Genomic DNA, 25,371 nt, shown 5'->3' with positions numbered 1-25,371 from the left:
CGATTGCGCTCTGCGTCACCTGGAGGACGTGGCCGAAGAGCGGTTATCGTCCACACCGAAGACGACCGGATAGACCACCGTGGCGACGCTCTTGCGATCGGCGGGGGAGGGGAATCGGAGGCCGCGGAAGACGTCGAGCACGCAGCCGATGACCTTGGGGTCGCGGAGCGGCGGAGCGGACGACGACGGCGCCGCCGCGCCGGGCGAGGGGAGCGCGATGAGGAGGGGCGCGTCGGCGGGCGGGTGGTCGGCGTCACCCGCGTACGTCACCTTGCCCTGGCCGTCGACGACGAGGTGCACGGGTATCCGCCCTTCGAGCTTGGGATTCGCGCGAACGCCCTTTTCGTAGCAGGCGCGCATGGCGCCGAAGTTCTCCTGGACGACGCGCCGCACGACGTGCGGCGGGATGTGGGCTTTGCCCTTGATCGGCTCATAGGGGTTGCTCTTGCAGCGGCCGACGATGCTCCGCACGACCTTCGCGTCCTTGTCGAGCTCCCGCTCCAGCCCGGCGCGCGCGGCGCCCGCCTTCTTCGGGGTGCGCCCGTTGAGGATGAGCGACGATCGCAGCTTGCGGACGGCGGTGCTCGTCCGGGCGAAGCTCTCCTGGAGGTTCCTGGCCTCGCGGGCGAGCTCCGGATCGGCGGCGCGGACCGCGGCCGCGCCGGCCCACAGGTCGAGCCGATCCGCGATCCGCAGCAGCACCTCGGGGGGCGTGCTCAGGTCGGACTCCCGGAGCACCTCGATCATCCGTGAGGCCTTCTGCACCTCGGGCCCGAGCGCCTTGCAATCGGCCTCGATCGAGCGCGCGGCGCGCCCCTTCGAGGACGAGGCCGCAGGGGCGCGAGCCTTGTCCGCGGCGCGCTCCTTCGAGGGCGGGGGGACGGGGGCGCGCTCCTTCGCGGCCTCGGGCGCGGCGTCCCGGGCGAGCCGACTCCCGGGCGAGCGCAGCGCAGCGCGCTCCTTCTCCACGGGGGCGCGCAGGAGCGCCTCCTCGGGCGACGGCAGGAAGGCCGCCTCCACGGACGAAGGCAGCGGGGATGTCTCGGGTGAAGGCGGGGAGGCTTCCGCGGGCGACGGCCGCGGGGCCTGGTCGGGCGGGGGCAGGGCGGCGCGCGCCTCTCGGATCGAGCCCTCCGGGACCGCGATCGGGGCAGCGCTCCGGAGGTGCGCGGGATCAGCGTCGGTTGCTGGCTCTCCCTGCGACGCTGCCCCGCAGCCCAGCAGGGCATGAACTCCGACGAGGACGAGCAACGCGCTTCGCATCGGTTCCTCCGAGGTCCGTCCGACGTACGGTCCGCCGTTTTGATACAGTACACCGGTCCGAGCAACCGCCGCACGCGAAACGGCGGCGCCCTTCCGGAAGGTGCGACAGGCGGGGCAGAGGGCCCTCCACGCGCTCACCCTCGCGAGCGCCGCCCGCTCGCGAGCGCCGCCCGCTCGCGAGGCCGCCCGCTCGCGAGGCCGCCCGCTCGCGAGGCCGCCCGCTCGCGAGGCCGCCCGCTCGCGAGGCCGCCCGCAGCGGAGCGCGCGGCTCAGTACGGCGAGGAGGGCGTCTGGTCCACCTTGTCGGCGTCGGCGGCCGGGGGCTTCGACGAGGCGGCGATGAGCTCGCGGATGCTGCGCTCCAGCTGCTCTATCCTGATCGGCTTGCTCAGGAACATCGAGTTCTCCACCTGGCGGAGGCTCTCTCGGATGGCCGGGTCGCGCGTGCCGGTGAGCAGGATGATCGGGAGGTCCGCGCGGATCTTCCGCACCATGGAGACCAGCGTCAATCCATTGATGTCGGGCAAGTAGTAATCCGTGACCAGGACGTCGGCCTGCATGATGAGCGCCCGGTTCTCGAGGGCATTCCTGCCGTTGAGGAAGCAGTGCACGCGATGGCCGTCGAGCGAGAGGATGTCCTGCCATCCTTCACACAGCTCCTCGCTGTCCTCGACGATGATGATGTTCAGGAGCATGCTCCCACCGCCCATCGGACCTGCGTGTCGACCTTCACGCCGGGCATTCACGACGGATTAGCAGCTCGTGCGGCAGCCGTCGAGGATTCCAAAATCCCGCGTCGTGTCCCGCTCGAAGCGCTGGCCGGCTCCGGCGCGTTTCGGCGCTCTGGCGAGGTCGAGCGTAAGGCGTCGCCTTACATGAGAACATGTAGTCCAGGCGAGATCGCCGCGGGTTCAAGCCGACTCGGTCGAGGGGACGAGGCCAGCGCGGCGTCCGGCAGCCGGCGCGAGCCCGCGGCGACCCCAAGCGCGCGTCAGGTCTGCGTCTGGCCTGCGTCTGACCCGGGGGCGGCCTCAGCCTTGCCTCTGGGGCAGCTCCAGCTCGAAGCACGTATTCTTGTGCTCCGTCACGAGCCGCAGGTCGCCTCTGTGGTGATGCGCGATGTTCCGCGAGAGGCTGAGGCCGAGGCCGGTGCCGTGCTCCTCCTTCTTCGTCGTGAAGAACGGGGTCATGATCTTCTCCGCGAGCGCAGGATCGATCCCCTTGCCGCTGTCGATCACGCGCACGTAAACCCTGCCGTCCGACGGGCGCGCCTCGATCCGGATCCATCGCTCCCGGAGCGCCGAGATGGCCTCGACGGCGTTGTTGATCAGGTTGATGAGGATCTGAATGATCTGGACGGGGTAGCAGTCGATGACGAGCTCCTCCCGCGGCAGATCGAAGCTCAGCTGGACGCTCGCCTGCTGGAGCCGGAAGCCGCTGACACGGACGGCTTCCCGGATGAGCTCCTGGACGTTGTGAGGGCGGAGCTTCTCGGACTCCATCCGGGTGATGGACCGGAGGCCGGAGATCACGTTGGTGATGTTCTCGACCATGCCGTCGATCTCGGTCGCGACGCGGGCGAGGCGCTCCTTCTCCAGCTGCCCCCGCTCCGCGAGCCGCTTCAGGAGATCGGTCTTCGTGGTGATCACGTTGAGCGGCGTGTTGATCTCGTGGGAGATCCCGGCCGCGACCTCGCCGAGCGACGCGAGCTTGCTGAACCTCGAGAGCTCCTCCTGCTGGGAGAGGATGAGCCGCTGCGCCTGGACCCGCTGCGTGACGTCGAAGATGAGGAGGATGAGGTAGCTCGGCTCCTCGTCGCCGAAGCTGACGGTGGCCGTCCTGAGCTCGATCCAGAGCTCGCCGCCCGCCCGCTCCGCCAGGTTGATGGTGAACGACGCGAGCGGCTTCTGTCGGGCCGCGTCCGAGACATCGGCGATGCGCGGCGACTCCGCGCCGCGGAGGACGAGGTCGAGCAGCTCGTCGAGCGCGAGGCTGTGGAGCTCGGGCTCGCCCTTGCCGAGCTTGTCGGCGAACTCGTTCGAGGCGAAGGTCACCCGGTAGAGCCCCTGGTCCGACTCGAGGATCGCGAGGCCGGCGTTCGACGCGGAGACGACCTTCTTGAAGACCTTGAGGTGCTGCTCCTGGAGCACCCGCTCCGTGATGTCGAGCGCGATGGTGCAGACGGACTGGGCGGTGCGCCGGTCGTCGAGCAGGGGGAACTTCGATGAGAGCCAGTAGCGGAGCTTGCCGCCCACATGCAGGCTCTCCTCCAGCCACATGGGCGACCGGCTCTTCAGCACCTCGAAATCGCGCTCCCGCAGCGCGCTGCCGGCCTTCGGGCCGAACAGCTCCTCGTCCGTCCTCCCCAGCACGTCCTTCTCGGAGCGCCCGAGGACGTCGCAGAAGCGCTGGTTGACGTAGACATAGGCGCCGATCGAGTCCTTCATGGTCACGAGCGCCGGCGTGTTGTCGAGGATGGCGGAGAGCCGCTCCTTGCTGACCCTGCTCTGGGTGAGCGCGTGCACGAGCTCGGTGTTGTCGACGAAGCTCACGACGGCCCCGTCCACCTCGCCCTTCGACCCCGGGATGAGCTGGATGCGCGCCTCGAAGTGCCGGTCGAGGACCTCGAGCTGGAGCCTCATGGGCCGCCGCTCGCGCAGGCTCTCGGTGACGAGATCGAGGACGGGCTCGACGTTCAGGTGCGCGAGCGCGGCGCGGATGTGCTGGCCGCGGTCCACCTCCGAGATGCGGAACAGGTGGCGAGACGCGGGGTTGTAGTCGGTGAGGCGGAGGTTCTTGTCGACGACGAGGAGGGGATAGGCGATCGCGTTCTGGATCGCGACGAGCCGCTGGTTGAGCGTCATGAGCTCGGACGACTTGACGTTGATCTCCTGGTTCAGCGTCGTCAGCTCTTCGTTCGCCGACTGGAGCTCCTCGTTCGTGGTCTCCAGCTCCTCGTTGGTGGACTGGAGCTCCTCGTTGGACGACTGGAGCTCCTCGTTGAGGGCCTGGAGCTCCTCGCTCGCGGTGTCGTGCTCCTCGATGACGGTCTGGAGGTGCTCCCGCGCCGCCGTGAGCTCCTGCTCGAGCCGCCGGATCTGCTCGTCCGGCGCGACGCGGGATCCGCTCGCGGGCGCCCTCGCGGGGCGGGGCGGGTCGTGCGCGTGGCTGAAGCAGACGATGAACTCGGTCCCGCCGTCGGACGGGAGCGGCACGACGGTGAGCTGGAGCTTCTTCTCTTCGCGGTCGATGACGAATCTGTGCCGGTGGTCCCCCTTCGCGGCGTGGCCCGACCGCTCGGCCCGGTGGAGCAGCGCGCTGAGCTCGCTCGCCACGTCCGACGGGAGCAGCTTCTGGATCGTGACGGTGGGCTCGCCTTTCGGGAAGTTCAGGTACCGGTTGGCGTTCCCGAAGACGTGCCGCACCCGGTGGTCGTCGTCGACCAGGACCGAGTCCGGCGCGAAGCCGTTCACCATGGCGGTGAAGAGGTCCATCGCCGTGGTGGACTGCCGATCTTTCGTGATGAGCGCGCTCTCGCGGTTGAACTCCTGCCGAGAGTACGACCGCGGGAGGTCGCCCTTCTTGCCGGACCGGGCGAAGATCTTCGCGTTCTTGTCCGTGAGCTCGAACTGGTCGCTCACGGTCGTCGCCGACTCGGACTTGCCGAGGAACAGGACACCCTGGTCGTCCATCGCGAAATGGAACGTCTTGAGCGTGTGCTCCTGCAGGTGGGGGTTGAAGTAGATGAGGACGTTGCGGCACGAGACGAGATCCAGCTTGAGGAACGGCGGATCCTGGGCGACGTCGTGGCGCGCGAAGACGATGGCGTCGCGGACGTAGTCCTTGATCCTGAACCACTGGTCCTGCTCGTCGAAGTACCTGGACCGCAGCTTGGAGGGGATGTCGGCGACAGAGGCCTTCTGATAGAGCCCCTTGCGCGCGACGGACATCGCCTGCTCGTCGATGTCCGTCGCGAAGATCTGGACGTGGAGCTGCTTGTTCGCCTTCGCGAGCGCCTCGAACACGAGGATGGCGATCGAGTACGCCTCCTCGCCCGTGGCGCAGCCGACGACCCAGGCGCGGAAGCTGTCGCCGGTGCGCTTCTTGTCGATCCGCTCGGCGATGGAGGCCGCGAGGGCCTTGAACGAGGCCTCGTCGCGGAAGAACGACGTCACCGAGATCAGGATGTCCTGGAAGAGGAGCCGGCCCTCCTCGGGGCGCACGCGGAGGTAGTCGGCGTAGGCCTCGATCGACTCGCAGCGCGTGGCGATGACGCGCCGCTCGATCCGCCGGCGGACGGTGGTCTGCTTGTACTGGGCGAAGTTGACCCGGCTCGCCTTCTCCAGGAAGGTGAGGATGCTGTGATACGGGTCCTGCTGGCTCAGGCTGAGCTGCCGGAGCGAGGCGTCCGGCTGGTCGGAGCGGCCGGCGAGCTCGTTGAACTTGCTGAGCTGATTGGCCATCTCCTCCAGGCCGAGCTCGAGGTCGACGGCGCCGGTCTGCTTCGCGGCGCGCGGCATCCCGTCGTACTTGGCCGACTCGGGGGTCTGGCAGATGGTGACCCCGCCGGCGGCCTTGATGGCGCGGACGCCCTGCGCGCCGTCCGACCCGGTCCCCGAGAGGACGACGCCGATGGCGTTCTCGCCGTAGTGCTCGGCGATCGACTTGAAGAACAGGTCGACCGACGGCTTCGGACCGACCTTGGTCTCGGGCTGCCGCAGGAGGAGGACGTGGCCGTCGACCACCACGTCTGCGTTGGGCGGGGTGACGTAGACCGTGTTCGCGCGGAGGACCTCGCCCTCGGAGACCTCTTTGACGCTCAGGGTGGTGGAGTGGCTGATGATCTCGACGAGCCGACTCCGATGCTGCGGCGCGAGGTGCTGCACGATGACCAGGCTCATCCGATCCGCGGCCTTCAGGCCGCCAATCAGGATCCGGAGCGCCTCGAGGCCCCCCGCGGAGGAGCCGATCCCCACGACGTAGGTTGGGCCAGCCACGGCGAGCTGCTCGTGGGCGGCCGGGGCCCCGGCGCTCTGGGCGATGAAGCCAGGCGTACGATCCTCCAGCTTGGGTGCGACCTGCGCAGTCGCTGGCTTCTTGTTCCTGCTGGATGGCCGCCGGGCGCGGCTGCTGTTCTTCGTTCTCATGGAAACAACAGATCGCGAGGGCGCGGGGTCGCGAGGATACCGGATGCAGGCGTAGGGAGCCATCCGATACCACGCTGCCCGGGCCGGCGCAGGGGGCCGCGCGCGGTCGCGCGCCCGCGACGCGCCTCGCTCGGCAGCGCCCCTGCGCGGGGATCGCGCGCCGGGCGAGCGCAGGGGGTGCCGCGCGGGCCGGGGATCGTGCAGGATGCTGCCGGCCTCACGCGGACGGACGCAAGGGGCGGTCGAGAGTGGAGAACGTGAACAAGCGCGAGAAGAACGGCCGCGGCGGGGGCGGGAAGGACGATCACGGCAAGGGCGGGGGCGAGCTCGCCGAGGCGGCGCGCGCGCTCGAGCGCGAGCTCTTCCGCTTCGAGGAGCTCGCGGAGTCGGCGCGGCGGCTGTCCCTGGACACACGCAAGGGGATCGAGCGCGCGGCGAAGTCGACGACGGAGGCCGCGGAGGCGCAGCAGCGCGTGAGCGTGGCGCTCGGGTCGCTGATCGCGGCGATCGCCGCGGCGCGGGATCGCCACGAGGCGACGGCGACGGCGCTGGCCGCGCGGGGGGAAGAGATCAAGCGGCGCGCGGAGCAGCTCGGGGAGCTGTTCCAGCGCTTCGCGGCGCTCGGCGAGGAGGGGCGGAACATCAACCAGCTGGTCCAGGAGGCGGCGGCGCGCCAGCGCGACGCGACGAGCCCCGAGCAGATCGCGGAGGTGGTGGCGGCCATGGACGAGGTCGAAGGGCGCATGGGACGCCTCGCCGACGAGGCGCGCGAGCTGGCTCAGGCGGCGACGGCGGCGGGGATCGTGGACCTCGCGGAGCAGGCGGACGGAATGCGGCAGCAGGTGACCGCGATGCGGAACAAGGTGGGGCTCCTGAGGAAGGGGCTGGTCGCGCGGCTCTCGGGCGGGGGCGGGACGCGGCCCAATTAGCTTCGGATACCTAGAGCAGTTTTCGCTCGGGTTCATGCGGACGTCCTTCGTCTCTCGTCCCCCGTCCCCCGTCTTCCGTCTTCCGTCTTCCCTGCTCGTCCTTCGTGCGCGTGCGCGTGCGCGTTGACTCCGGGGAATCGCGCACGCGCACGCGCACGCCTGAGGATTGATCACATCTTCCCCATAGTTTGGCGGGAAATCTCGGCCGCGGCATTCCAGCCGGCTTCCAACGTCAACAAGGTTTGCATGCCTCGCGCAAGCGTCTGCCATCCGGGCGCACCGTTCTGCTTGAGGTGACCTCCAAGGCCAGCGACGGCATAGAGCGCGTCGCGCACGGTGGCGCCTTCGGTGGGCATCTTCTTGGGCTGAAACTGCCGTAGCAGCGCCGTTTGCGCTGGGTTGAGCACCTCGTCGGCCGGAGCGTTGGGTCGGAGCCGCGACAGCGCGCGCAGCTGCAACATCTGCCAGGCGATCGGGACGAAGAGGGCCAGCGCGTTCGTCAGACTCTCAAAGCTCTCGAGCTGGCGCGTTTCGAAGGAGCAGCCGGTCTTCAGGGCCTTGAAAAACTCCTCGATGAGCCATCGGGCGCGGTAGTGGTCGACCACCGCTGCGATCTGCTCCTTGGTCTGGATCGGCTCGTTGGTGGCCAGCACCCAAGCTACCGGCTCCTGTCCGGCAGGCGCATCGAGCTCCCGCACGACCACGAGGTTTACCCCGAGCTCGTGGGGCATCTGCTCGGACAGGTACGGCGGGCGCCGCAGCGCCAAGCGCGTGGCGCTGATGCCCAACGTCGCCGGCCGAGCGTGGCGGTCGGGATGCGCGCGCCCCTGCCGTGGCGCAGAGCTGGCGCGGCGTTTGGAGAGCGCGACCTCGCGCTCCAGCTTGATGGGCAGCTCGCCCAGCGCCTCGCTCAGTGGCATCAGGCCGATGTCCTCGAGCGGCTCGTCCTGGTCATCCAGCTCCCACACCAGCCGGTCACGCGCAACGCGTACGACGAAGCGCCGGCCTTGTTGGCTCATCGCGCTCAAGAGCGGGTAGGCATCCGCCTCGCGATCCATCACGTGCACCAGCGAGCAGCGACCCTCGACCGTTCGCTCGACCTCCTCCACTTGCCGCGCCCAGCGGGTGGATTCCTTGTCGTCGATGCGCGCGTAGTCGCCGCCGTTCAGCTTTTTCTTGCGCTGCCCGGACCGCGGCGAGCTCGTGCGTGCCCAGCATTCCAGCCCGATCAGACCGAGCGGCAGGTTGACCGCATCCTCGGCCACCGCCAGCGTCGCGTGCGCAAAGAAGCCGCGCGCTTCGCTGCGGCCACGCAGCGGGCCGAGCCCCTTGCGCTCGACCTCGCCGTCGAACTCGAACTCGGTCGTGTCGTGCACCGCACGGACCGTCCTATGCCCGGCCATGCGTTCGACGGTCTGCTCCGCGTGCGCTCTCACGAGCGCACCATACGCGACGCGTTTGTTGCCGAGGAGGCGGTAGAGCCCCTCCAGCTCCGCGTCCGTCTTCATCGCGTCGGGAAGACTATCCCCAGGGGACTCGCTGAGCCGCGTCACGATCCGGCGGACACGCTCGTGAAGGCGAGCATCGCCCAGCTGTACCGCCTGGAACTCATCGGCGATCGACTGTGCCGCCGCTGACAAACCCGAATTTCTCATCTCCTTTCGGACGCTTGGCGCGGACGAAAAGGATCAAGATGTGCGGGATCTTCAGACGCGCACGCGCACGCGCACGGAAGACGGAGACGAGAGACGAGAGACGAGAGACGAGAGACGAGAGACGAGAGACGAGAGACGGAGACGAGAAGCGGACGACGGCGTATCAGTCCCAGCTGAAAACCGCTCTAGATCGACGGGGCGCGACAGAGCGTGAAGTAATGATCGAGCGCCTTCTCTCCCTTGAAGGCGGCGCCGATCGAGACGTCCCTGGAGACCCTGCGCATGAAGTCGCGCGTTCCGTTGTATACGAAAACCTGGAGGCCCTTGCTGTTGGGAACGACCTGGGGCCAGCCGTCGGGCACGGGGCCGTCCGGGACCTGGAAGTAATCGATCACCACCGCGCCGCGCTCCTGCCAGGCGAGATTGCCGGCGGTCGGGACCGCGACGAAGAAGCCAGGACCGATCCAGGAACGCGTGAGACCCTCATTGTAACCAAAGAGCCGGGCGCTGCCGTCCTCGGGGCGCGAAAAGCGCTTCTCGAAAAAACGGAACGGCGACGGGAGAGGAAGACTGTTCCTGCCCTGGTGATGAACCGCGACCCGGCGCGAGGTGCCGTCCGGGACGAAGAAGTCGAGCGTGATCGGGGGGGAGTGGCTCGCGGCGGCGTAGAGCGACCGCTGATCCGCGCGGGTCGTGGTCGAGAGGGCGCGGAGGCGCTCGTCGTGCGTCAGGCCATCAAGGTACTCCGCGAGGCGAGCGACCGGGGCGTTCTGGCGAAGAAGTTGGATGAGCTCCGACATGGGCAGAGGAGCATAGCAGCGTCCGCTTTCGACGCAGGCGGCCAGCCTCGCGTCGAGGCGAGGCTGGCCGGAGGAGGCGCGTCGCGGGGCGCGATGCCTCAGCGGCAGTCGGAGGGAGAACGCAGCAAGGCGGCGGCGCGATCGGTCAAGTCCGCGCCGTCGAGGGCGGCGGCGAAGCGGCGGAACGCCTGCTCGTCACCGCCCGTCAACACGAACGCCGCGCAGACGGCGCCGGGGTGGACCGAGCGGGCCGCGGGCGCGCGAAGCACCCGAGTCAGGCCCGCGAGCGCCGCCTCGTTGCCAGCCGCCGTGGGCGCGGCAGAGGCCACGACGGCGCGGAGATCCGCGGCGAGGACGTCGGAGACGTCGGTCGCGCCGAGCACGCCGGCGAAGAGGTCGCGCCACGCGGGGAGGGCGGCCTGGTCGAGCCCGTCCAGGTACGTCGCGAGGTGCCGGAGCGCGAGGACGCGCGCGCGCACCGAGCTCGACGCGAGCGCGACCGGCCCCCACGTGCGGAGCGCCGCGTCGGGGGACAACCTGAACTTGGACAGGTACTGGAGCCGCGCGTCGGAGACGCCGCCGTACGCGAGCCCGGCCCGCAAGAGGGCCCAGTCCTCGGCGAACAGCTCCTCGGGCGAGACGACGGCGCTGCACGCCGCGTAGCTGTCGACGTAGTCGAGCCCGTAGCTGTGCGGGGCGCCGGCGAAGAGGCCGGCGAGCACGCTGGACCACGCGCCGCGGACCTTGGCGTCGAGGCCCGGCGCGCTCGCGGCGTCGCACGCCGCGGCGAGCGCCACGGCGCGGGCCGCCTCGCCGTCGAGGTCCTCCAGGAAGATCTCGAGCTGCTCGGGCGCGAGCCCCGCGGGCAGGCCGCCCTGGAGCGCGGCGAGCTGGTGCGCGCCGCCGACCTCGAGGAAGCGCGAGACCGCCTCGGGATCCGACGGCACGCGGCGCGGGGCGAGCGCCGCGGCGTAGGCCTCGAGATCGCGCTCGGTGCCGAGGAAGGCCCACTCGGGGTGGCGATCCAGCGGATCGACGACGAGGAGCTCGGAGGGGCGCGCGGGCGCGACCTCGACGCGCTCGCCGGGCGCGAGCGCCTGCACGCGGGTGGCGCCGTCGACGGAGACCCAGGCGAGCTCCAGCGGGGCGACGAGCGCGCCGTCCGGGTCGCGCAGCGTGACGAACGCCCCGCCCGACGGCGCGGGCTCGACCGCGAGGCTCGGGAGCGCCTTGGCCGAGGCCGCGCGCCGCGCGCGGGCGAGCGCCTCCGGGCCGAGCGCCGGCGCGAAGGCGTCGAGGAGCGCGTCCGTGCCGATCGTCCCGAAGCGGCGCTCCGCGAGCACGCCGCGGAGCGCCGACCAGAAGGCGTCCTCGCCGGTGAGGCTGCGGATCTGGGTGAGCAGCCAGGCCGCGCGGTCGTAGGGGCCGCTCGTGTACTTCTCGTCCGGCGCGAGCGACGGGTCGCGGACGGCGTCGCCCGCGCGGGGGCCGAGCTCGTCGCCGTTCAGCGTGCCCGCGCCGCTCTCGTCGGTGTAGGCGCGGACGCCCTCCTGCTGGAGCAGCGTCGCCATGCCCTCCTTGATCCAGAGGTCGTCCCACGTCTCCACGGTCACGAGGTCGCCGAACCACTGGTGCGCGAGCTCGTGCGTCGTGAGCAGGAGATCCGAGGCGAGCGCGGGCTCGGTGCTCCGCTCCTCGCGCTGGAAGCTGATGCTCGCGTGCTCGACCCCGCCCGCCGAGAAGTCCGGCAGGAGCACGAGCGCGTACTTCTCGAACGGGTACGGCACGAGCAGCTCCTCGAAGCGGCCGATCGCGCGCGCGATCTCGTCCACCATCTTGCGGTGATCGCCGGGCAGCCCGCGGCGGTGCCAGACCGCGATGGGGAGGTCTCCCTTCGCGCCGCGCTCGATCTCGAAATCGCCGATCGCGAACGCCATGAGGTAGGGCGGCAGCGGGTAGGCGGTCTCGTAGCGGACGAGGCGGCCCGAGGCCCCGAGATCCTCGTCGCCGACGAGATCGCCGTTCGCGATGAGCGACTCGCCGCCGTCGACGCGCATCGCGACCGAGAACACCGCCCGGTCCGAGGGCGCGTTGTGGCACGGCATCCACCGCGACGCCCCGAGCGGCTCCGAGATCGTGTAGACCGCGCGCACGGCGACCGGATCGCCCTTGCGCGCCGGCACCGCGCGGAGCGCGTCGCCGGAGAGCGCCTCGTAGTCGATCTCGAGCGCGATCGGCTCGCCGCGCGCCGCCTCGGGCACGCTCGAGAGATCGACCGCGAGCGCCTCGCGCGCCGGATCGATCTCGTGCGGGAGCGCGCCGCCGCCCTTGCGACGGACCTCCTTCACCTCGGCGACGGCGCTGTCGAGCACGACGACCCGCGGGCCGTCGCCGGTGATCGACAGCGTGAGGCCGAGCGTCGCGACGAGGCGGCCCCGCTCCCAGTCGAACTCGCCCCGGAGATCGTACCGCTCGACGTCGAACGCGCTCCCCTCGAGCGGCGCCGGGCCTTCCCCCGAGCACGCCGCGGCGAGCGATCCAAGCAGCAGGCAGGCCACCCGGAACGCTCCGGGGCGGTGTTTCTGGACAGTGCAGTGCATCCGGTCTCCCTCGATCGAAAGAGGAGCTTCCCCTCGCCGGCCCGACGCTAGAGCCCGCCATTCCGAGCCCGAGCCGGCGCAGCGACGCATAACTGACCGCGGGACAGTTACAGAACCCGGGCCCGCGGCCAAGCGAAGGCGACGCGCCCCGAGCGCCGCGTCGGGGCGCTCGGCGCTGAAAAAACAGGGCGTTCGGTCGCGCGCACCACGAGCGCGGCGCGCGGGCCGCCAGCGCGGGTGAGCGCCGCGTCGCGTGCGCAGGCGCTGTCCGATGCGCGCGCACCCCTGCGCACTCCTGGCGCGTCGCACCGGTCATTTCGCCTTTCATTTGCAAGGGTTGCAGCGACCTATGCGAGGATGCTGCCCGCCATGGCACATCATAGAGAGGGGTGCAGGAGGGGGCGCTCGCTTGTCGCGCCGCTGGCTGTGGGCGCGGCGCTCGCCGTCGCGCTCGTCCCGAAGAGCTCGTCCGCTCAGACATGGGCCGACGGGCGGACGACGCCGGTGCTCGACGAGATCGTCGCGCTCGACAAGACGGGGGAGCCGCGCTGGCCGTACGGCGAGGAGGACGTCGCGGGCGACGGCCTGGGGACGTTCGAGGCCCCGGAGCAGTCGATCGATTTCCGCGCGGCGTACGCGGTCACCGACGCGGGGCGGCTCTGGGTGCGCGCTTACGTGTCGGGGACGACCGCGGTCGGCGCCCAGGCGACGCTCTTCGTGTTCATCGACGCCGACAAGAACCGGGCGACCGGCGGCACGGCCCGGGCGCCCGAGATCGACCCGCGGTTCACGGAGGACGAGTCGCCGGGCGGCTACGAGGTCGTGCTCGGCGTGAAGGGCGACGGCACGCGCGCGGGGGTCTGGACGTTCGCGGCCTCGGGGAGCTACGAGCCCCTCACGGTCACCGACATGCAGGTGGCCACCGAGGCACGGACCGACGTCGATCCGCTGCTGCTCGGCGACGAGACGCGGGGATACGCGCAGGGCTCGATCGCGCTCGACATCGTGGGCGTGGACGCGACGTGCAACGCGAACCTGTACTTCCGGTCGGTGAACGACGCCCCGGGGATCGGGGCGGGCGATCTCGACATCGGCATCTCCGCCCCGTGCATGGCCGGCGACGCGGACGGCGACCGCGTGCCCGACGTGATCGTGCCGCCCTCCGGCTGCACGGACGACGCGGAGTGCGCCGGCCGGGGCGTCTGCGTGGACGGCGACTGCATCCTTCCGGTGTCGTGCGTCGACGACGCGGACTGCGACGCGGACGAGGACTGCTCGCCGGATCACCGGTGCGTCCCCACGCCCAGCGGCACCTGCACGTCGGACGCCGAGTGCGGCGATCTCGTGTGCGTGAACGGGCAGTGCGGCCCGTGCTCGCCGGGCTCGTCCGAGTGCGGCGGGGACCTGCTCTGCGCGCCGACCGGGCGCTGCGTCGAGGGCGGGGAGGCTGGGGTCCAGGGCGGCGCCTGCGCCTGCACGGCGGGGCCCGCGCCCCTCGGCGGCGGCGCCCTCTCGCTGCTCGCCGCCGGCGGGCTCGCGCTCGCCTGGCGCAGACGCCCCCGCCGCGGACCGGGGGCTGGCCGATGAAGAGGAGACCCATGCGCGCACGGACCACCGCCGCCACCGCCTGCAGCATCGTCACGATCCTCGCCGCCGCGACGAGCGCGTCGGCGCAGGAGACCAACATCGACGTCGAGCGCTTCAAGCCCGCCGTTACCCACGACGCGTTCGTCGTCACCGAGGGCTCCGGCGTCCGTGAGCCCGCGGACCCCTGGGAGTTCGGGCTGCTCCTGAACTACGCGCACAACCCGCTCATCTTCGCGACCGGCGACGGGGACGTGCGGACCCAGATCGTGAGCGGCCGGCTGGGCGCCGATCTCATGGCCTCGGTCACCATCGCCGAGCCGTTCGCGCTCGGCCTCGACATCCCGTTCTTCCTCTTCCAGTCGGGGGAGGGCTCGCCGTCGTTCGGGGGCCTCGGAGACATCCGGCTCGTGCCGAAGCTGCGCATCCTCGACGACCGCGACTCCATCGGGCTCGGCCTCGTGGCCGAGCTGCGCGTGCCCACGCACACCGGCGACTTCGCGGGCGGCGCGCGCAACGTGGTGTTCTGGCCGCGCATCATCCTCGATCACCGGTTCGCGCCCGGCCTCAGGTTCGGCGTCAACGCGGGCGTCGCCATCCGCGAGGGGACGACGTACCGCAACGTCGAGGCGGGGAGCGAGCTGACGTACGCGGCGGCGCTCGGCTACCGCTTCGGCGGCATCGACGGGAAGGTCGAGATCGGCGCGGAGGCCAACGGCGGCATCGGCTTCACCGCGGACGACCTGAAGGAGGAGGAGACGCCGCTCGAGGCGCTCGGCTACGTGAAGATCAACCCGAGCGAGGAGTGGGAGATCGTCGCGGGCCCGGGCATCGGCGCGCTGGCCGGCTACGGCGTGCCGCTCTTCCGCGTGTTCGCCGGCGTGAAGTACACGCCGACCTCGCACGACCGCGACCACGACGGGGTCGACGACGAGCGCGACCAGTGCCCCGACGTGCCCGAGGACCGCGACGCCGACTACGACAGCGACGGCTGCCCCGAGGAGGACGCCGACGACGATCGGGACGGCGTGCCGAACGCGGACGACGAGTGCCCGGACGAGAAGGAGACGATCAACGGCGTCGAGGACGACGACGGCTGCCCGGACAAGGGCGATCCGCGCGTCTCGTACGAGCAGGGCGAGTTCGTGATGCGGGATACCATCCGTTTCCGGACGGGATCGGCCGAGCTCGAGCCGGAGTCGTACAGGACCCTCGACCAGGTGGCGCTCGTCCTGAAGGCGAACCCCGAGATCGAGCACGTGCGGGTCGAGGGGCACACCGACGAGACCGGAACGCGCGAGCTGAACCAGGAGCTGAGCCAGCAGCGCGCCGACACGGTCCGGAAGTACCTGATCCAGAAGGGCGTCAGCCCGGGCCGGCTCACGGCCGAGGGCTACGGGTCGGACAGGCCGGTGGCCGAGGGCGACGACCCGGCGAGCCTGGCGAAGAACCGCCGCGTGGAGTTCGTGATCGAGGAGTGATCGACGAGCGAGGCGCGCTCCTCGTGGAGCGCGCCTCGCGCACCGCGGCGCGCGAGGCCGAAGCCGCCGCCGACGCTCGTCAGAACCGGCCGTGGAGCCCGAGCCCGCCGCCGTTCGCTCCGACGGCGGGCGTGACCACGATCCGCGCCGCCGCGGGCTGCGCGTCGCCGAGCGACGTCACGAACAGCGCGACGCCGGCCGCGAGCCCGACCCCCCCGACCACGAAGCCGATGTTGGACAGCGTCGCCGCGCTCTTGGCGTCGTCGACCAGCGCCACGCCCCGATCGTCGCAGAGCGTCTCGGTCCGGCAGTGCTCGTCCTGGGCCCGGTTCCACCGCGCGCCGGCGATGAGCCCGAAGATCGAGCCGGTCACGACGCCCGCGACGCCGACGCCGCCGGCCACGAAGGCGAGCGTGCGGCGGGTGCTCGCGCCGCCATCGTCGCCGCCCGCGGCCGGCCGGAGCGGCGCGGCTGGCGCCGGCGGCCCGCCCGGCTGCGGCGGCGCCGCCGCGGACGCCCCGGCCGCCGCGGGGGCGTCCTCGAGCGGCGGGATCGCCACGGTGACGACCTTGCCGGGGCCGGCGGTCTGCGCCTCCACCGAGAACGGCTTCTTGCCGGGCGCGGTCGCCTCGATGCGGTGCTTGCCCGGGTCGACCGGCAGCGGCGCGCCCCACGCGCCGGCGTCGAGGACCGCGCCGTTGCGCCGCACGACGAGCCCGTCGGCCGGCGCGCTCACCGCGACGGCGAGCCGCTCGAGCCGCTGCTCCAGATCGGCCGCGCGGCGCGTCGCCTTCGCCTCGCGGTCGGCCTGGCCAGCCCGGCTCGCCATGTCCGCGGCCTCGCGGAACGCCGCCCAGGCGCTCGCGGTCCGGCCGAGCCGCTCGAGGCAGTCCGCCAGGTTCCACTGGGTGCCGTAGCCCGGATCGAGCCGCTGGCTCGCCGCGAACTTGGGGCACGCCTCGGCGAGCTTGCCCTGCGCGACGAGCTCACGCCCCTCGCGGAAGAGCGCCTCGGCTGCGGCGGCCTGATCCGCCGACGGCTCCGCGCGGGCCAGGCCCGCGGAGAGCGACAGGAGCGCGGCGACGCACCACGCGGCGCGCCTATTTCCTCGATGTCTCGTCATCGTCGTTCCTCGGGGGCCTGGGGGGCGGCGGCCTCACGGCGGACGGCCTCGGCGCGGGCGGGCGCGCGGCGGCGCCGGCGCTCGCCGACGCGGCGGTGCGCGCTGGCGCGGTCGCCGTCGCGGTCACCGTCGGCGAGGGCGGCGCCTCGGCCGTCGAGGAAGCCGCGGCCGGCGCCTCCCCGGGGGCTATCGCGCCGCTGCCCGGCGGTTCGGCCTCGGCGCGCGGCGCCGGCCTGGCCTCGGCGCCCGCGGACGGCGGCGGCGGCTCGGCCTCGGCGCGCGGGGGCTCCGGGTCGGCCGACGGCGCGGCCGGGGGCGACCCGCTGCCGTGCACCGCGAGGTAGACGCCGGCCCCGCCCGCGATCGCGGCGGCCAGCACGCCGCCGGCGAGCAGCGCCACGGGCGCGCGCGACGCCGGGCGGTCGCTGCGGTTCGACAGCCCCACGCTCGTGGCGGGCGCCGTGCCCGCCAGCGCGTGCGGCCCGGCCGGCGCGCCCGACGGCCGCGGCGCGCCCGGCGCGGCGTCGAACGGCGCGCTCGACAGCCGGGGCGGGGTCGACGCGGCGTCGAACGGCGCGCTCGGCATGCGCGGCGGGCCCGAGGCGGCGCCGAACGGCGCGGCGGCGCCGAACGGCGCGCTCGGCGCGGCGGCCCTGAACGGCGCGCTCGGCGCTCGCGACGCGCGCGTGACGGCGTCGAGCGGCACGAGCATCGCCTCGACGATCGCCTCGCCGTGCGGCAGGAACGCGCGCAGCGCCGCCGCCAGCTCGCCGGCGCTCGCGGTGCGGCCGGCCGGATCGATGACCAGCGTCCGGTGCACCACGTGGGCGACCTCCGGCGGAACCCACGGCGCGACCTCCTGGATCCAGCGCACGGGGGTCGTGCAGATGGCCAGGACGAGCTCGCCGAGGCCGGTCAGGTGCTCGTTGGGGCGCTGCCCGGACAGGGCGTGGTACAGGCTGATCCCGAGCGACCAGAGGTCCGAGCGCGCGTCGATGGCGCCGCTGCCGCGCGCCTGCTCGGGCGACATGTAGAGGGGCGAGCCGAGGAGCGCGCCGCTCTTCGTCATGGCGCCGTTGCCGAGGCCCTGATCGGTCACCTTGGCGACGCCGAAGTCGAGGAGCTTGACGACGCGCTGGCCGCCCTGCTTGCGCGCGAGGAACAGGTTCGCCGGCTTGATGTCGCGGTGGACGATGCCGGCCTCGTGCGCGCGCTCGAGCCCGAGGCACGCCTGAACGGCGACGCGGAGCGCGAGATCGACCGGCAGCGGGCCGAGCCGCTCGATGAGGGACTGCACGTCCTCGCCGTCGAGGAACTCCATCGCGATGTACGGCGAGCCGGTCTCGCGGTCGCGCCCGGTGTCGAACACCTGCGCGATGTGCTCCGACTCGACCGCGCCGACCGCGCGCGCCTCGCGCTGGAAGCGGCGGAGGAGCTCGTCGTCGGCGGCCTGGCCGAGGATGACCTTCACCGCGACGCGGCGGCCGGTGCCGGTGTGCCGCGCCTCGTAGACGGCGCCCATGCCGCCTTGGCCGAGCAGCCGGACGATCGCGTAGCGCTCGTCGAGGACGCGGCCGATCATGACGGGAGGCCCGGAGCGGCGGCTTGGGGGCGAGCCGACTTCACGGCCGCAGGCTAGAGCACCTCCGCCGCCGCGTCACGCCTCGCCGCAACCCCTGCACCACGGCAGCCTCACGAGCGTGCGGTGCGATGTCTCGAACGTCGAGAGGTCCTGGATCAGGAGCCGGCCCCCGAGCCTCGACGGCGTGTACCCCGAGAGCACCTTGAGCGCCTCCAGGGCCACGAGCTGGCCGAGCAGCTGCGCCATCGCGCCGGCCTGGAGCGCGGGCTCGCCCCGGGGGCCCGCGGCGGGCGGGGGGTTCAGCGCCTCGGCCATCGCGCAGACCCGGCACGCCGTCGCGCCCGGGAACACGAGGGGGCCGAGGACGGCCGTCGTCCCCGCGAGGTCCGAGAAGAGGGAGACGATCCGCGCGCGGTGGCCGAACCGCGCGACGCGCTCCAGGAGCTCCGCGTCGTCGCCGCGCACGGCCGCGACGAGGAGGTCGGGGCGGTCCTCCGTCGCGAGCAGGTCGTCCGAGCGCAGCGCGGCGGCGGGGCTCTCGTCCACCCGGCAGCGCGGCGCGCGCTCGCGGATCAGCGCCGCCAGGGCGCCGCGCGCCGCCCGTCCGCGCGCGCCGAGCGCCGCCTGGCCGCGCGCGCGGACCACCGCGGCGTCGCGCGGGCCGACCGCGACGTCGCCCTCGTCGATCAGGCGGAGCGCGGAGATGCCGGCCGCCGCGAGCGCGAGGGCGGCGGCGGCGCCCCACGGCTCGAGGCCCACGACGAGCACGCGCGCGGCCGCGAGCCGCTGCGCCGCCTGCTCCGGGGCCGAGGACCACCTGCGGAGGAACTCGAGCTGCCCGCGGAGGCGCTCGCGCTCCGGGGGCTCCGCCGCGTCGGGGGTGGGCTCGATCAGCCCGCGCGCCGCGAGCAGATCGAGGAGCGCGAGCACGCTGTGGCCCGAGTAGTCGGCGAGCGCCTCGACGATCGCCTCCCGGTCGCGCGACCCGTCGAGCAGCGGCGCCACCCGCTCGACGAACGCGCTCACGTCCGCGCCGGTGAGCTGGAAGGTGCCGAGATCGGATCGGAGGATGACCCCCGCGTCCGTGGGCGTGATGCTGGCCGAGCGGCTGAGTCGAATTCCGGGCATGGTGCTCTCCGACGCTCCCTGTTCAGCCGCGCTGGGCCGCTGCCGGGCCCTCCGCCGGCCCGGGCTGACCGATGCAGACGATGTACATGGCGTCCTCCTCGGCCGGGAGCGCGAGGAAGGCCTTGAGCTCGTCGTCGTAAAAGCCGCCGATCGCCACCGGACCGAGGCCCATGGCCGTCGCGACGAGATAGAGGTTCTGGCCGAGGTGCCCGGCGTCGAGCCACAGGAAGCGATAGCCGCGCTGGCCGTACTTCCACAGGGTGCGGAGCGGGACCGCCGTGATGACGACCACGACGTTGGTGCTCCGGACCATGTCCTGATCCAGCGTCAGATCCATGAGCGCGGCGTGCGCGAGGCCTCCCCGGCGGAGCTCGAGCTCGTGCGCGCGCGCGTCGTAGTGATAGAGGCCGTCCGGGAGGTCCTCCACGGCCTGCGCCGCCACGTAGATCTCGAGCGGATACCGCCCCCCGGCCGACGGCGTCGGCCGATCGCAGCAAAAGTCCCCGTCGATCGTCCGCGTCCCGCGGACGCCGTAGCTCGCGTGGAGGAGCCGCCCGAGCGTCTCCAGGGGCATGGGCCTGAGGGCGAAGTCGCGGACCGACCGCCGCCGCTCCAGCACCGCGCCGAGCGGGGCGTCGATCGCGAAATCGCGCCCGGGCAGCGGCGTGCGCGCCGAGCCGGCGTAGGTGCGGAAGCGGAGCGGCTGGAGATCTCCGTGGAACGGCGGCTCGACCGGCCGCGCCCTCACGTGGGAGGACTGGAGGTGATAGAGCCGCGCGACGTCCGCCTCTTTGCTCCTTGCCATGGTGTCCTCGCTCAGGCCATCGGGTGAGGGTCCGGGTTGATCCCGTCGGGGGCCATCGAACGGAGGCGCGGATTGCCGAGCCGCGCGAGCTCGTGGCCGAAATGGATCTGCTGGAAACCGGGCCCGAGGGCCCGGGCGACGCGGAAGGGGGTCGACGCGAGATCGGGCGAGGTCACGTCCACGATCGCGATCCGCAGGCCCGCGGCCTGGACGCGCCGGGCGAGCTCGGAGAGGGTGACGCTCTCGGGCTCCTTGAGCTCGGAGGCGGTCACCGTGCGCCCCTGGCGCAGGAAGGAGAACGCCGCAGCGCGGCCCGGGGGGACATAATAGATCGCGTGATCCTCGAGCGTGCGCACGTCCTCCGGCCGCTCGGGGATGGCGAGCTCCTCGCCCGCCATCAGGCGGAAGACGTAACCGACGATCTGACCGTGCTCGAGGACGGCTCTCCTGATCGCGGTGAGGGGGCTCAGGTGGGCTCCGAGCGAGACCGTGGCGCCGGGCCAGCGCTTTCCATCGCCGTATCCCACGCACATGACCACGGGGACCGCGATGCCCACGTCGAGGAGATACAGCTCGATCCGGGCGCCGCGCTCCCCGAGCTGCCGGGCGATCTCGTGCACCTCGCGGTCGACCGAGTCGTCGGGCAGGATGCGCCGCCCTGGCCTGCGAGCGAGCCACGAGATCATGAAGGCGTCGCGCTCGATGAGCTCGAGCGCGGCCCCCATCGACGCCGCCTCGAGCGTCGGGCCGGCGGCGAGCCCGTTCGAGGTCACCTGGCAGAAGTAGGCGTCGGGCCCTGCGCAATCGCCGTAGTAGGTCGGGAGCGCCGGCACGTGGACGGGCGCGCGGGTGTCCAGCCAATGCCCGAGGACCCATTCGATCGGCGTGTTGGGATCGAGCCGCGCATAGGGGAACCCGGGCCTCGCGTATTGCTCCTCGCTGTAGAGACAGAGCTGCTCCGGAGCGATGAAGTCGCCCTTCATCTCGGCGACCGGGGCGCGGAGCAGCCCCTGCTCGTCGAAGAGACTCGCGGAGTAGCGCTCGACCGCCTCGCCCGTCGCCCGGATCATGGCCTCGACGGCCGTGGTGCCCTTTCCGGTGCCGACCTCCGGCTCGCCGCAGCAGCGCGCGTGCGCCGCGCCTTCGGTGTAATGGCTGAGGACCGCGCTGGCGATGATCGGCGTCTCGGGGGCGAGCGCCGGGTGCATGGCGCCCAGCGCGAGCCGCCGGACGATGCCCGTCCGTGGATCGACGACGCCGGCGAGCATCCGCCGGAGCTCCGCCGGATCGCGCGCGTCGCGCAGGCGCGCGCGCGAGGCCCTGCGCGCGCCCCCCGCGCCCAGGCCGCCGGCGGCGCCGCCGCAGATCGGGCACCAGGGCATCTGCAGGACGGCGTGGAAGGAGGCCTCCAGGTCGATCAGGCTCTGGACCACGAGGTGCCCGGCGAGCCGCGACGCGGCGAGGTTCACGAGCAGATCGACGGCCGCGAGCGCGACGGCGTGGCCAAGGAGCGCCGGCGTGGGCGCGAGGTGCGTGCGCGCGCGGCGCCCTGGACGCCCGGCGAGGAGCGTCGCCTGGAGCGCGTGATCCGCCTCGGGCTGATCGCTGGTCGCGAGCCTCCGGAGACGGCAGCAGTTCCAGCACGCCGTCTCGCCCGGAACGACGGCGGGGCCGATCACCGCCTCGAGCCCCTCGAGGTGCGCGCTGAGCGAGAGGGTCGACGTCGCGTGAGCGAAGCGGGCGACGCTCTGAAGAACGAGGAGATCGTCGCCGGAGACGCACGTGAGGATCAGGTCCCAGCCGGTGTCCTCGAGGACGAGCGGGCGATCCGCGGCCGCGATCAGCGCCCCGGACGTGACCGCGCAGCCTGGCGCGATCCGCGAGAGCGCGAGGGCGAGCGCAGGCGCGCGGTCTTTCCCGAGATCCGCCTCCGCGAACGGGCCGAGATCGTCCGCCGCCACCTCGCTGTCGTCGAGGACGTGGAGCGCGCCGACGCCGGCGGACGCGAGCTCGGCGGCCGCGACGACGCCCCAAGGCTCGAGCCCGACCACGAGGACGCGCGATCGCGCGAGCTTCCCGCGCGCCTCCTCCGGCGCGGGCGGGGCGCTCTCCGCGAGCGTGGGTGCCGCGGTCGATGAGCTGGGCAGTTGGATGGCCACGCGAGATCTCCAGGTAAGGGCAGCGCCGCCGCGCCGGGCCTTCGGTAAAGAGGTTCAGTTCTGGCGCTCAAGGAGCGGTATCCCGACAGGCCAAGGAGAGACGAGCCTCGCCTGCGGCCGGCGCGCCAGCTCACCCGAACGTGGTGAGCCCAGCAAGACGGGAAGATGTCATTCTCGATTCCTCACGATCCTCGTCTTCCTCTGGGGAGCCATCGATCGGCCCCGCCGCCCTCAGGGCTACCTAGCGGCCGCCGCACCTGCACCTGCACCTGCACCGGTCGCCCCACCGGCCGCCGCGGGTGTAGCTGGTCGGATTCGCCAACTCCATTGCTTCCAGCTTGCTCGACAGATCGTTGATGGCGTTGCGGAGCTCCTTTATCGATACCTCCAGATCCTTCGGCGCACCATTCCCGCTGTTCGAGTCACTCATCGCAGAGTCTCCCACGAGTACGCGAGAGAGGCAAAGGCTCTTCGTCAATCCGATGAAACGTTGTCTGGCGACGGACGTCGCGCTGATTTTCTGTCGTCCAGGGTGACCGGCGCGGCGGTCAGCGCGCGCGACCCGCCGCCGTACAGGGCTGCTTCGCGAGAGCGCCTGTCTCGCGCATCCCCTGAATGGCGGCTCTCCCGGGTGGCCCTGCTCGCCCGGGCGCGGCCGAGGCGGCGAGGACGACGGCGCGCGGCATCCTGCGGCCTCGCGTCGCGGTCGATCCGGCGCGCCGCGCTCGCTCCCTGGATAGGCCCGTTTGCCAAGATCGCCTGTGGCCTCTGGCGCCTATCCGCTCGGGCCGGAGAGCCGCCAGGGGCGTCGGGGATGGACCGCCTCCGTCGCGTCGCTCCGCGCCAGCCGACGAACCCTGGATAACTCCCGCGCCTCTCGCCCGACGCCGTCGCGGCGATCGCGCAGGCCGCCCGTCGATCCGACGCGCTCGCCGCCGCGACGCGCGCGGCCGCGGACGCGCTCGGGCGGCCCGATCTCGGGCGCATCGAGGAGGGGGCGCTCGCGGACGTGCTCGTGATCGACGGCGATCCGCTCGCCCACGCCCGCGCGCTCGAGCGGGTCTCGCGCGTCCACGAATCGGGCGTCCTCCTCGATCGCGATGCGCTCGCGCTGCCCCGCGGGACGAGCCTCTCGAGGCAGCCGCGGACCGGCGCCGGCCGCGGCGACACGTGCCTCGGCGCGCCGGAGTGCGGCGAGGCGCTGTCGTGCAGCCCGGATCAGCGCTGCGCCGCGACCTGCGATCGCACCTCGGCCTGCGCGCCGGGGAGCGCGTGCGTCTTCGACGGCGGCTCGCCCACGGGCGGCTCGTGCGTGGACGGCGACGGCTGCGACCCCTTCGCAAGTGCGTCGACCGCTCGGCGATCGCGGGGCTCCCCGTGTGGGCGTCTGCGCGTAGGCCGCTCCGGGCGCGGCGCGCGGCGTCCCTCGCCGCGCCGCGCTCACCGCGACGGCGCGCGACGCTCCTTTTTTTGCCGCGCCGCGCTCACCGCGTCGCGAGCATCCAGGCGATCACGCTCCCCAGCGCGAAGAACAGGAGCCCCGCGCCGGCGAGCACGGCGCGCGAGGTCCGCCGCTCGATGAAGCTCGCCGCGGCCCGGAGGCTGGTCGGGGCGCCGATGGCGAGGCTCGTGTCCGGCGCGCTCATCCTCTGGATGGCGGCGTCGAGCGCCACGAGCACCGCGCGCGCGTGGGGAAAGCGGTGGTCCGGATCCTTGGCGAGCAGGCGCATCACGACCGCCTCGAGCGCGGGCGGGACGACGATGCCGGGGGTGCGCTCGGCGATCGGCGGCGGCGGCGTCGACCGGTGCTGGGCGAACAGCGCCGAGGGCTCCACCGCCGTGAAGGGGTGCTTGCCCGCGAGCATCTCGTAGAGGATGACGCCGAGCGCGTAGAGATCGGCCCGCCGGTCGACCGAGCGCATGCCGAGCGCCGCCTCGGGCGCCATGTACGCCACCGTGCCGAGCAGCACCCCGGCGTTCGTGAGCGAGCGGCGCGAGCCGTCGTCCGTCGTGAACGAGAACTGCTCGATCGGGACCTTGGCGAGGCCGAAATCGATGAGCTGGACGCGCTCCTCCGGCCCGTCGAGGACCATGATGTTGAGCGGCTTCACGTCCCTGTGCACGATCCCGAAATCGTGCGCGGCGTTCAGGGCGGTCGCGATCTGGCGCGCGATGTTCGCCGCGCGCGGCGCGGAGATGGGGCCCTGGTCGATGAGCTTGCGCAGCGTGATGCCGCGGATGAACTCCATCACCATGAACCACGCGCCGTCGTCGAGCTGGTTGATCTCGTAGACCGCCGCGACGTTGGGGTGGAAGATGTGGCGGCCGGCGACGGCCTCGCGCTCGAAGCGCTCGATGAGCTCCGGCAGCTCCTCCGCGTCCGGGTGGAGCACCTTGACGGCCACGTCCTCGCCGGTGGCGAGCTTCGTGGCCCTGAAGACGGCGGCGATGCCGCCCATCGCGACGAGCTCCTCGATGCGGTAGCGGTGGAGGAGCGTGCGCCCGATGAGCGTCATCGCCCGCTCGCGCGCCGCCGAGCTCGCCTGACCACCCGCGAGGTACACCGAGTCGCTCATGCGGCGGCGCCTCCCGGCCGAGCCCCCCGCGCGCCGGCAGCGCCGCGGCGCAGGGCGCGCGCAGCCGCCCCGCGCCCGCAAGGCGTCTGGCGGCGGAACAGCGGTTCCACCCTGGCTGACATCATACGCGCTCGCACCGGGCGTCCCGAGGGTAGCGCCCCTCCGGGCGCAGCGCCATCGTCACGGTTCGGCCTGGCGGCGGAACGCGCGCTCGCGCGGGCTCATGCGGCGCGGAGGCTGGAGCTCGCGGAGCGCGGGTGAGCCGCGCCGCCGAGCGCGCGCCGAGCGAGGTGCGCTCGGCGCGGGGCCGCCTGTCGATCTCCCTCCGCGGACCCCGCGGACTCCGCGGACTCCGCGGATCTCCGTGCCCTCGCGGCCGTTCGCCCGGATTCGACCGCTCCGCCGTGATGCGGAGTCGCCCGCTGCGCCGTCTCCTGCGCTCATGGCGCGGGCTCATCGCGCCTCCGGCCGGACAGCGCGCGAGGAGCCCTCATGGCCTGTGGCCCGCGGCGGCGCGCGCGGGGAGAGGCGCTGGTCGC

The 25,371-nt window shown here is 72.6% G+C and carries 16 protein-coding genes; 4 read left to right on the top strand and 12 right to left on the bottom strand.

The window, feature by feature from the left end; all coding sequences use genetic code 11:
• Window positions 1-15 precede the first annotated feature (15 nt).
• The 3 genes from WME83_RS36700 to WME83_RS36690 all read right to left on the bottom strand — a co-directional run bounded on the left by WME83_RS36700 (window position 16) and on the right by WME83_RS36690 (window position 6,410).
• On the bottom strand, window positions 16-1,263 hold the full coding sequence (locus WME83_RS36700; RefSeq protein WP_437314357.1) for a hypothetical protein: 1,248 nt from the start codon (window positions 1,261-1,263) through the stop codon (window positions 16-18).
• A gap of 269 nt (window positions 1,264-1,532) precedes the next feature.
• Window positions 1,533-1,958, bottom strand: coding sequence for a response regulator (locus tag WME83_RS36695; RefSeq protein WP_437314356.1), 426 nt, complete (start codon window positions 1,956-1,958; stop codon window positions 1,533-1,535).
• A gap of 336 nt (window positions 1,959-2,294) precedes the next feature.
• The gene (locus WME83_RS36690; protein ID WP_437314355.1) at window positions 2,295-6,410 is read right to left on the bottom strand and encodes a chemotaxis protein CheB; all 4,116 of its coding nucleotides are present in this window, start codon (window positions 6,408-6,410) and stop codon (window positions 2,295-2,297) included.
• Window positions 6,411-6,667: 257 nt separating this feature from the next.
• Between WME83_RS36690 and WME83_RS36685 the strand changes: the two genes are divergently transcribed.
• Window positions 6,668-7,339: a hypothetical protein gene (locus WME83_RS36685; protein WP_437314354.1), complete on the top strand. Its 672-nt coding sequence runs from the start codon at window positions 6,668-6,670 to the stop codon at window positions 7,337-7,339.
• A gap of 170 nt (window positions 7,340-7,509) precedes the next feature.
• Here the strand turns inward: WME83_RS36685 and WME83_RS36680 are convergent, their stop codons facing one another.
• The 3 genes from WME83_RS36680 to WME83_RS36670 form a co-directional block, all read right to left on the bottom strand.
• Window positions 7,510-8,979, bottom strand: coding sequence for an IS4 family transposase (locus WME83_RS36680; protein ID WP_437314353.1), 1,470 nt, complete (start codon window positions 8,977-8,979; stop codon window positions 7,510-7,512).
• A 200-nt stretch (window positions 8,980-9,179) separates the two neighbouring features.
• Window positions 9,180-9,794, bottom strand: a complete 615-nt coding sequence (locus WME83_RS36675) for a hypothetical protein (protein ID WP_437314352.1) — start codon at window positions 9,792-9,794, stop codon at window positions 9,180-9,182.
• Window positions 9,795-9,892: 98 nt separating this feature from the next.
• Entirely contained in the window at window positions 9,893-12,394 is a 2,502-nt protein-coding gene (locus tag WME83_RS36670; protein ID WP_437314351.1) for a M1 family metallopeptidase, read from the bottom strand.
• Window positions 12,395-12,763: 369 nt separating this feature from the next.
• Between WME83_RS36670 and WME83_RS36665 the strand changes: the two genes are divergently transcribed.
• Both WME83_RS36665 and WME83_RS36660 read left to right on the top strand, forming a co-directional pair.
• Complete coding sequence (locus tag WME83_RS36665; RefSeq protein ID WP_437314350.1) at window positions 12,764-13,981, top strand: hypothetical protein; 1,218 nt, start codon at window positions 12,764-12,766, stop codon at window positions 13,979-13,981.
• A gap of 11 nt (window positions 13,982-13,992) precedes the next feature.
• Window positions 13,993-15,459, top strand: a complete 1,467-nt coding sequence (locus tag WME83_RS36660; RefSeq protein WP_437314349.1) for an OmpA family protein — start codon at window positions 13,993-13,995, stop codon at window positions 15,457-15,459.
• Between the two features lie 79 nt (window positions 15,460-15,538).
• On the opposite strand, the gene WME83_RS36655 is transcribed toward WME83_RS36660, so the two are convergent.
• The 5 genes from WME83_RS36655 to WME83_RS36635 form a co-directional block, all read right to left on the bottom strand.
• Window positions 15,539-16,582: a hypothetical protein gene (locus WME83_RS36655; RefSeq protein WP_437314348.1), complete on the bottom strand. Its 1,044-nt coding sequence runs from the start codon at window positions 16,580-16,582 to the stop codon at window positions 15,539-15,541.
• The gene (locus tag WME83_RS36650) at window positions 16,560-18,164 is read right to left on the bottom strand and encodes a protein kinase domain-containing protein (RefSeq protein ID WP_437314347.1); all 1,605 of its coding nucleotides are present in this window, start codon (window positions 18,162-18,164) and stop codon (window positions 16,560-16,562) included. The genes WME83_RS36655 and WME83_RS36650 overlap by 23 nt, the downstream gene beginning before the upstream one ends.
• 75 nt (window positions 18,165-18,239) lie before the next feature.
• Entirely contained in the window at window positions 18,240-19,292 is a 1,053-nt protein-coding gene (locus WME83_RS36645) for a TOMM precursor leader peptide-binding protein (protein ID WP_437314346.1), read from the bottom strand.
• A gap of 22 nt (window positions 19,293-19,314) precedes the next feature.
• Window positions 19,315-20,097: a SagB/ThcOx family dehydrogenase gene (locus WME83_RS36640; RefSeq protein ID WP_437314345.1), complete on the bottom strand. Its 783-nt coding sequence runs from the start codon at window positions 20,095-20,097 to the stop codon at window positions 19,315-19,317.
• 11 nt (window positions 20,098-20,108) lie between these two features.
• The gene (locus WME83_RS36635; protein WP_437314344.1) at window positions 20,109-22,256 is read right to left on the bottom strand and encodes a TOMM precursor leader peptide-binding protein; all 2,148 of its coding nucleotides are present in this window, start codon (window positions 22,254-22,256) and stop codon (window positions 20,109-20,111) included.
• An 898-nt stretch (window positions 22,257-23,154) separates the two neighbouring features.
• Here WME83_RS36635 and WME83_RS36630 point away from each other — a divergent pair.
• Complete coding sequence (locus WME83_RS36630; RefSeq protein WP_437322087.1) at window positions 23,155-23,838, top strand: amidohydrolase family protein; 684 nt, start codon at window positions 23,155-23,157, stop codon at window positions 23,836-23,838.
• Here WME83_RS36630 and WME83_RS36625 read toward each other — a convergent pair.
• Window positions 23,741-24,832, bottom strand: a complete 1,092-nt coding sequence (locus WME83_RS36625) for a serine/threonine-protein kinase (RefSeq protein ID WP_437314343.1) — start codon at window positions 24,830-24,832, stop codon at window positions 23,741-23,743. The genes WME83_RS36630 and WME83_RS36625 overlap by 98 nt on opposite strands.
• Between the last annotated feature and the right edge of the window lie 539 nt (window positions 24,833-25,371).

The sequence above is a fragment of the Sorangium sp. So ce385 genome (assembly GCF_051474135.1).
GTDB lineage: Bacteria > Myxococcota_A > Polyangia > Polyangiales > Polyangiaceae > Sorangium > Sorangium cellulosum_D.
The sequence above is the reverse complement of the archived record's forward strand: the minus strand, read 5'-3'. Positions and strand labels throughout refer to the sequence as shown.

Excerpts from the sequence above, each read along its gene's own strand:
- WME83_RS36665 (WP_437314350.1), top strand. The coding sequence starts at position 12,764 with ATGGCACATCATAGAGAGGGGTGCAGGAGGGGGCGCTCGCTTGTCGCG.
- WME83_RS36700 (WP_437314357.1), bottom strand. The coding sequence starts at position 1,263 with ATGCGAAGCGCGTTGCTCGTCCTCGTCGGAGTTCATGCCCTGCTGGGC.
- WME83_RS36625 (WP_437314343.1), bottom strand. The coding sequence starts at position 24,832 with ATGAGCGACTCGGTGTACCTCGCGGGTGGTCAGGCGAGCTCGGCGGCG.
- WME83_RS36690 (WP_437314355.1), bottom strand. The coding sequence starts at position 6,410 with ATGAGAACGAAGAACAGCAGCCGCGCCCGGCGGCCATCCAGCAGGAAC.
- WME83_RS36670 (WP_437314351.1), bottom strand. The coding sequence starts at position 12,394 with ATGCACTGCACTGTCCAGAAACACCGCCCCGGAGCGTTCCGGGTGGCC.
- WME83_RS36660 (WP_437314349.1), top strand. The coding sequence starts at position 13,993 with ATGCGCGCACGGACCACCGCCGCCACCGCCTGCAGCATCGTCACGATC.
- WME83_RS36650 (WP_437314347.1), bottom strand. The coding sequence starts at position 18,164 with ATGATCGGCCGCGTCCTCGACGAGCGCTACGCGATCGTCCGGCTGCTC.
- WME83_RS36645 (WP_437314346.1), bottom strand. The coding sequence starts at position 19,292 with ATGCCCGGAATTCGACTCAGCCGCTCGGCCAGCATCACGCCCACGGAC.
- WME83_RS36640 (WP_437314345.1), bottom strand. The coding sequence starts at position 20,097 with ATGGCAAGGAGCAAAGAGGCGGACGTCGCGCGGCTCTATCACCTCCAG.
- WME83_RS36655 (WP_437314348.1), bottom strand. The coding sequence starts at position 16,582 with ATGACGAGACATCGAGGAAATAGGCGCGCCGCGTGGTGCGTCGCCGCG.
- WME83_RS36675 (WP_437314352.1), bottom strand. The coding sequence starts at position 9,794 with ATGTCGGAGCTCATCCAACTTCTTCGCCAGAACGCCCCGGTCGCTCGC.
- WME83_RS36695 (WP_437314356.1), bottom strand. The coding sequence starts at position 1,958 with ATGCTCCTGAACATCATCATCGTCGAGGACAGCGAGGAGCTGTGTGAA.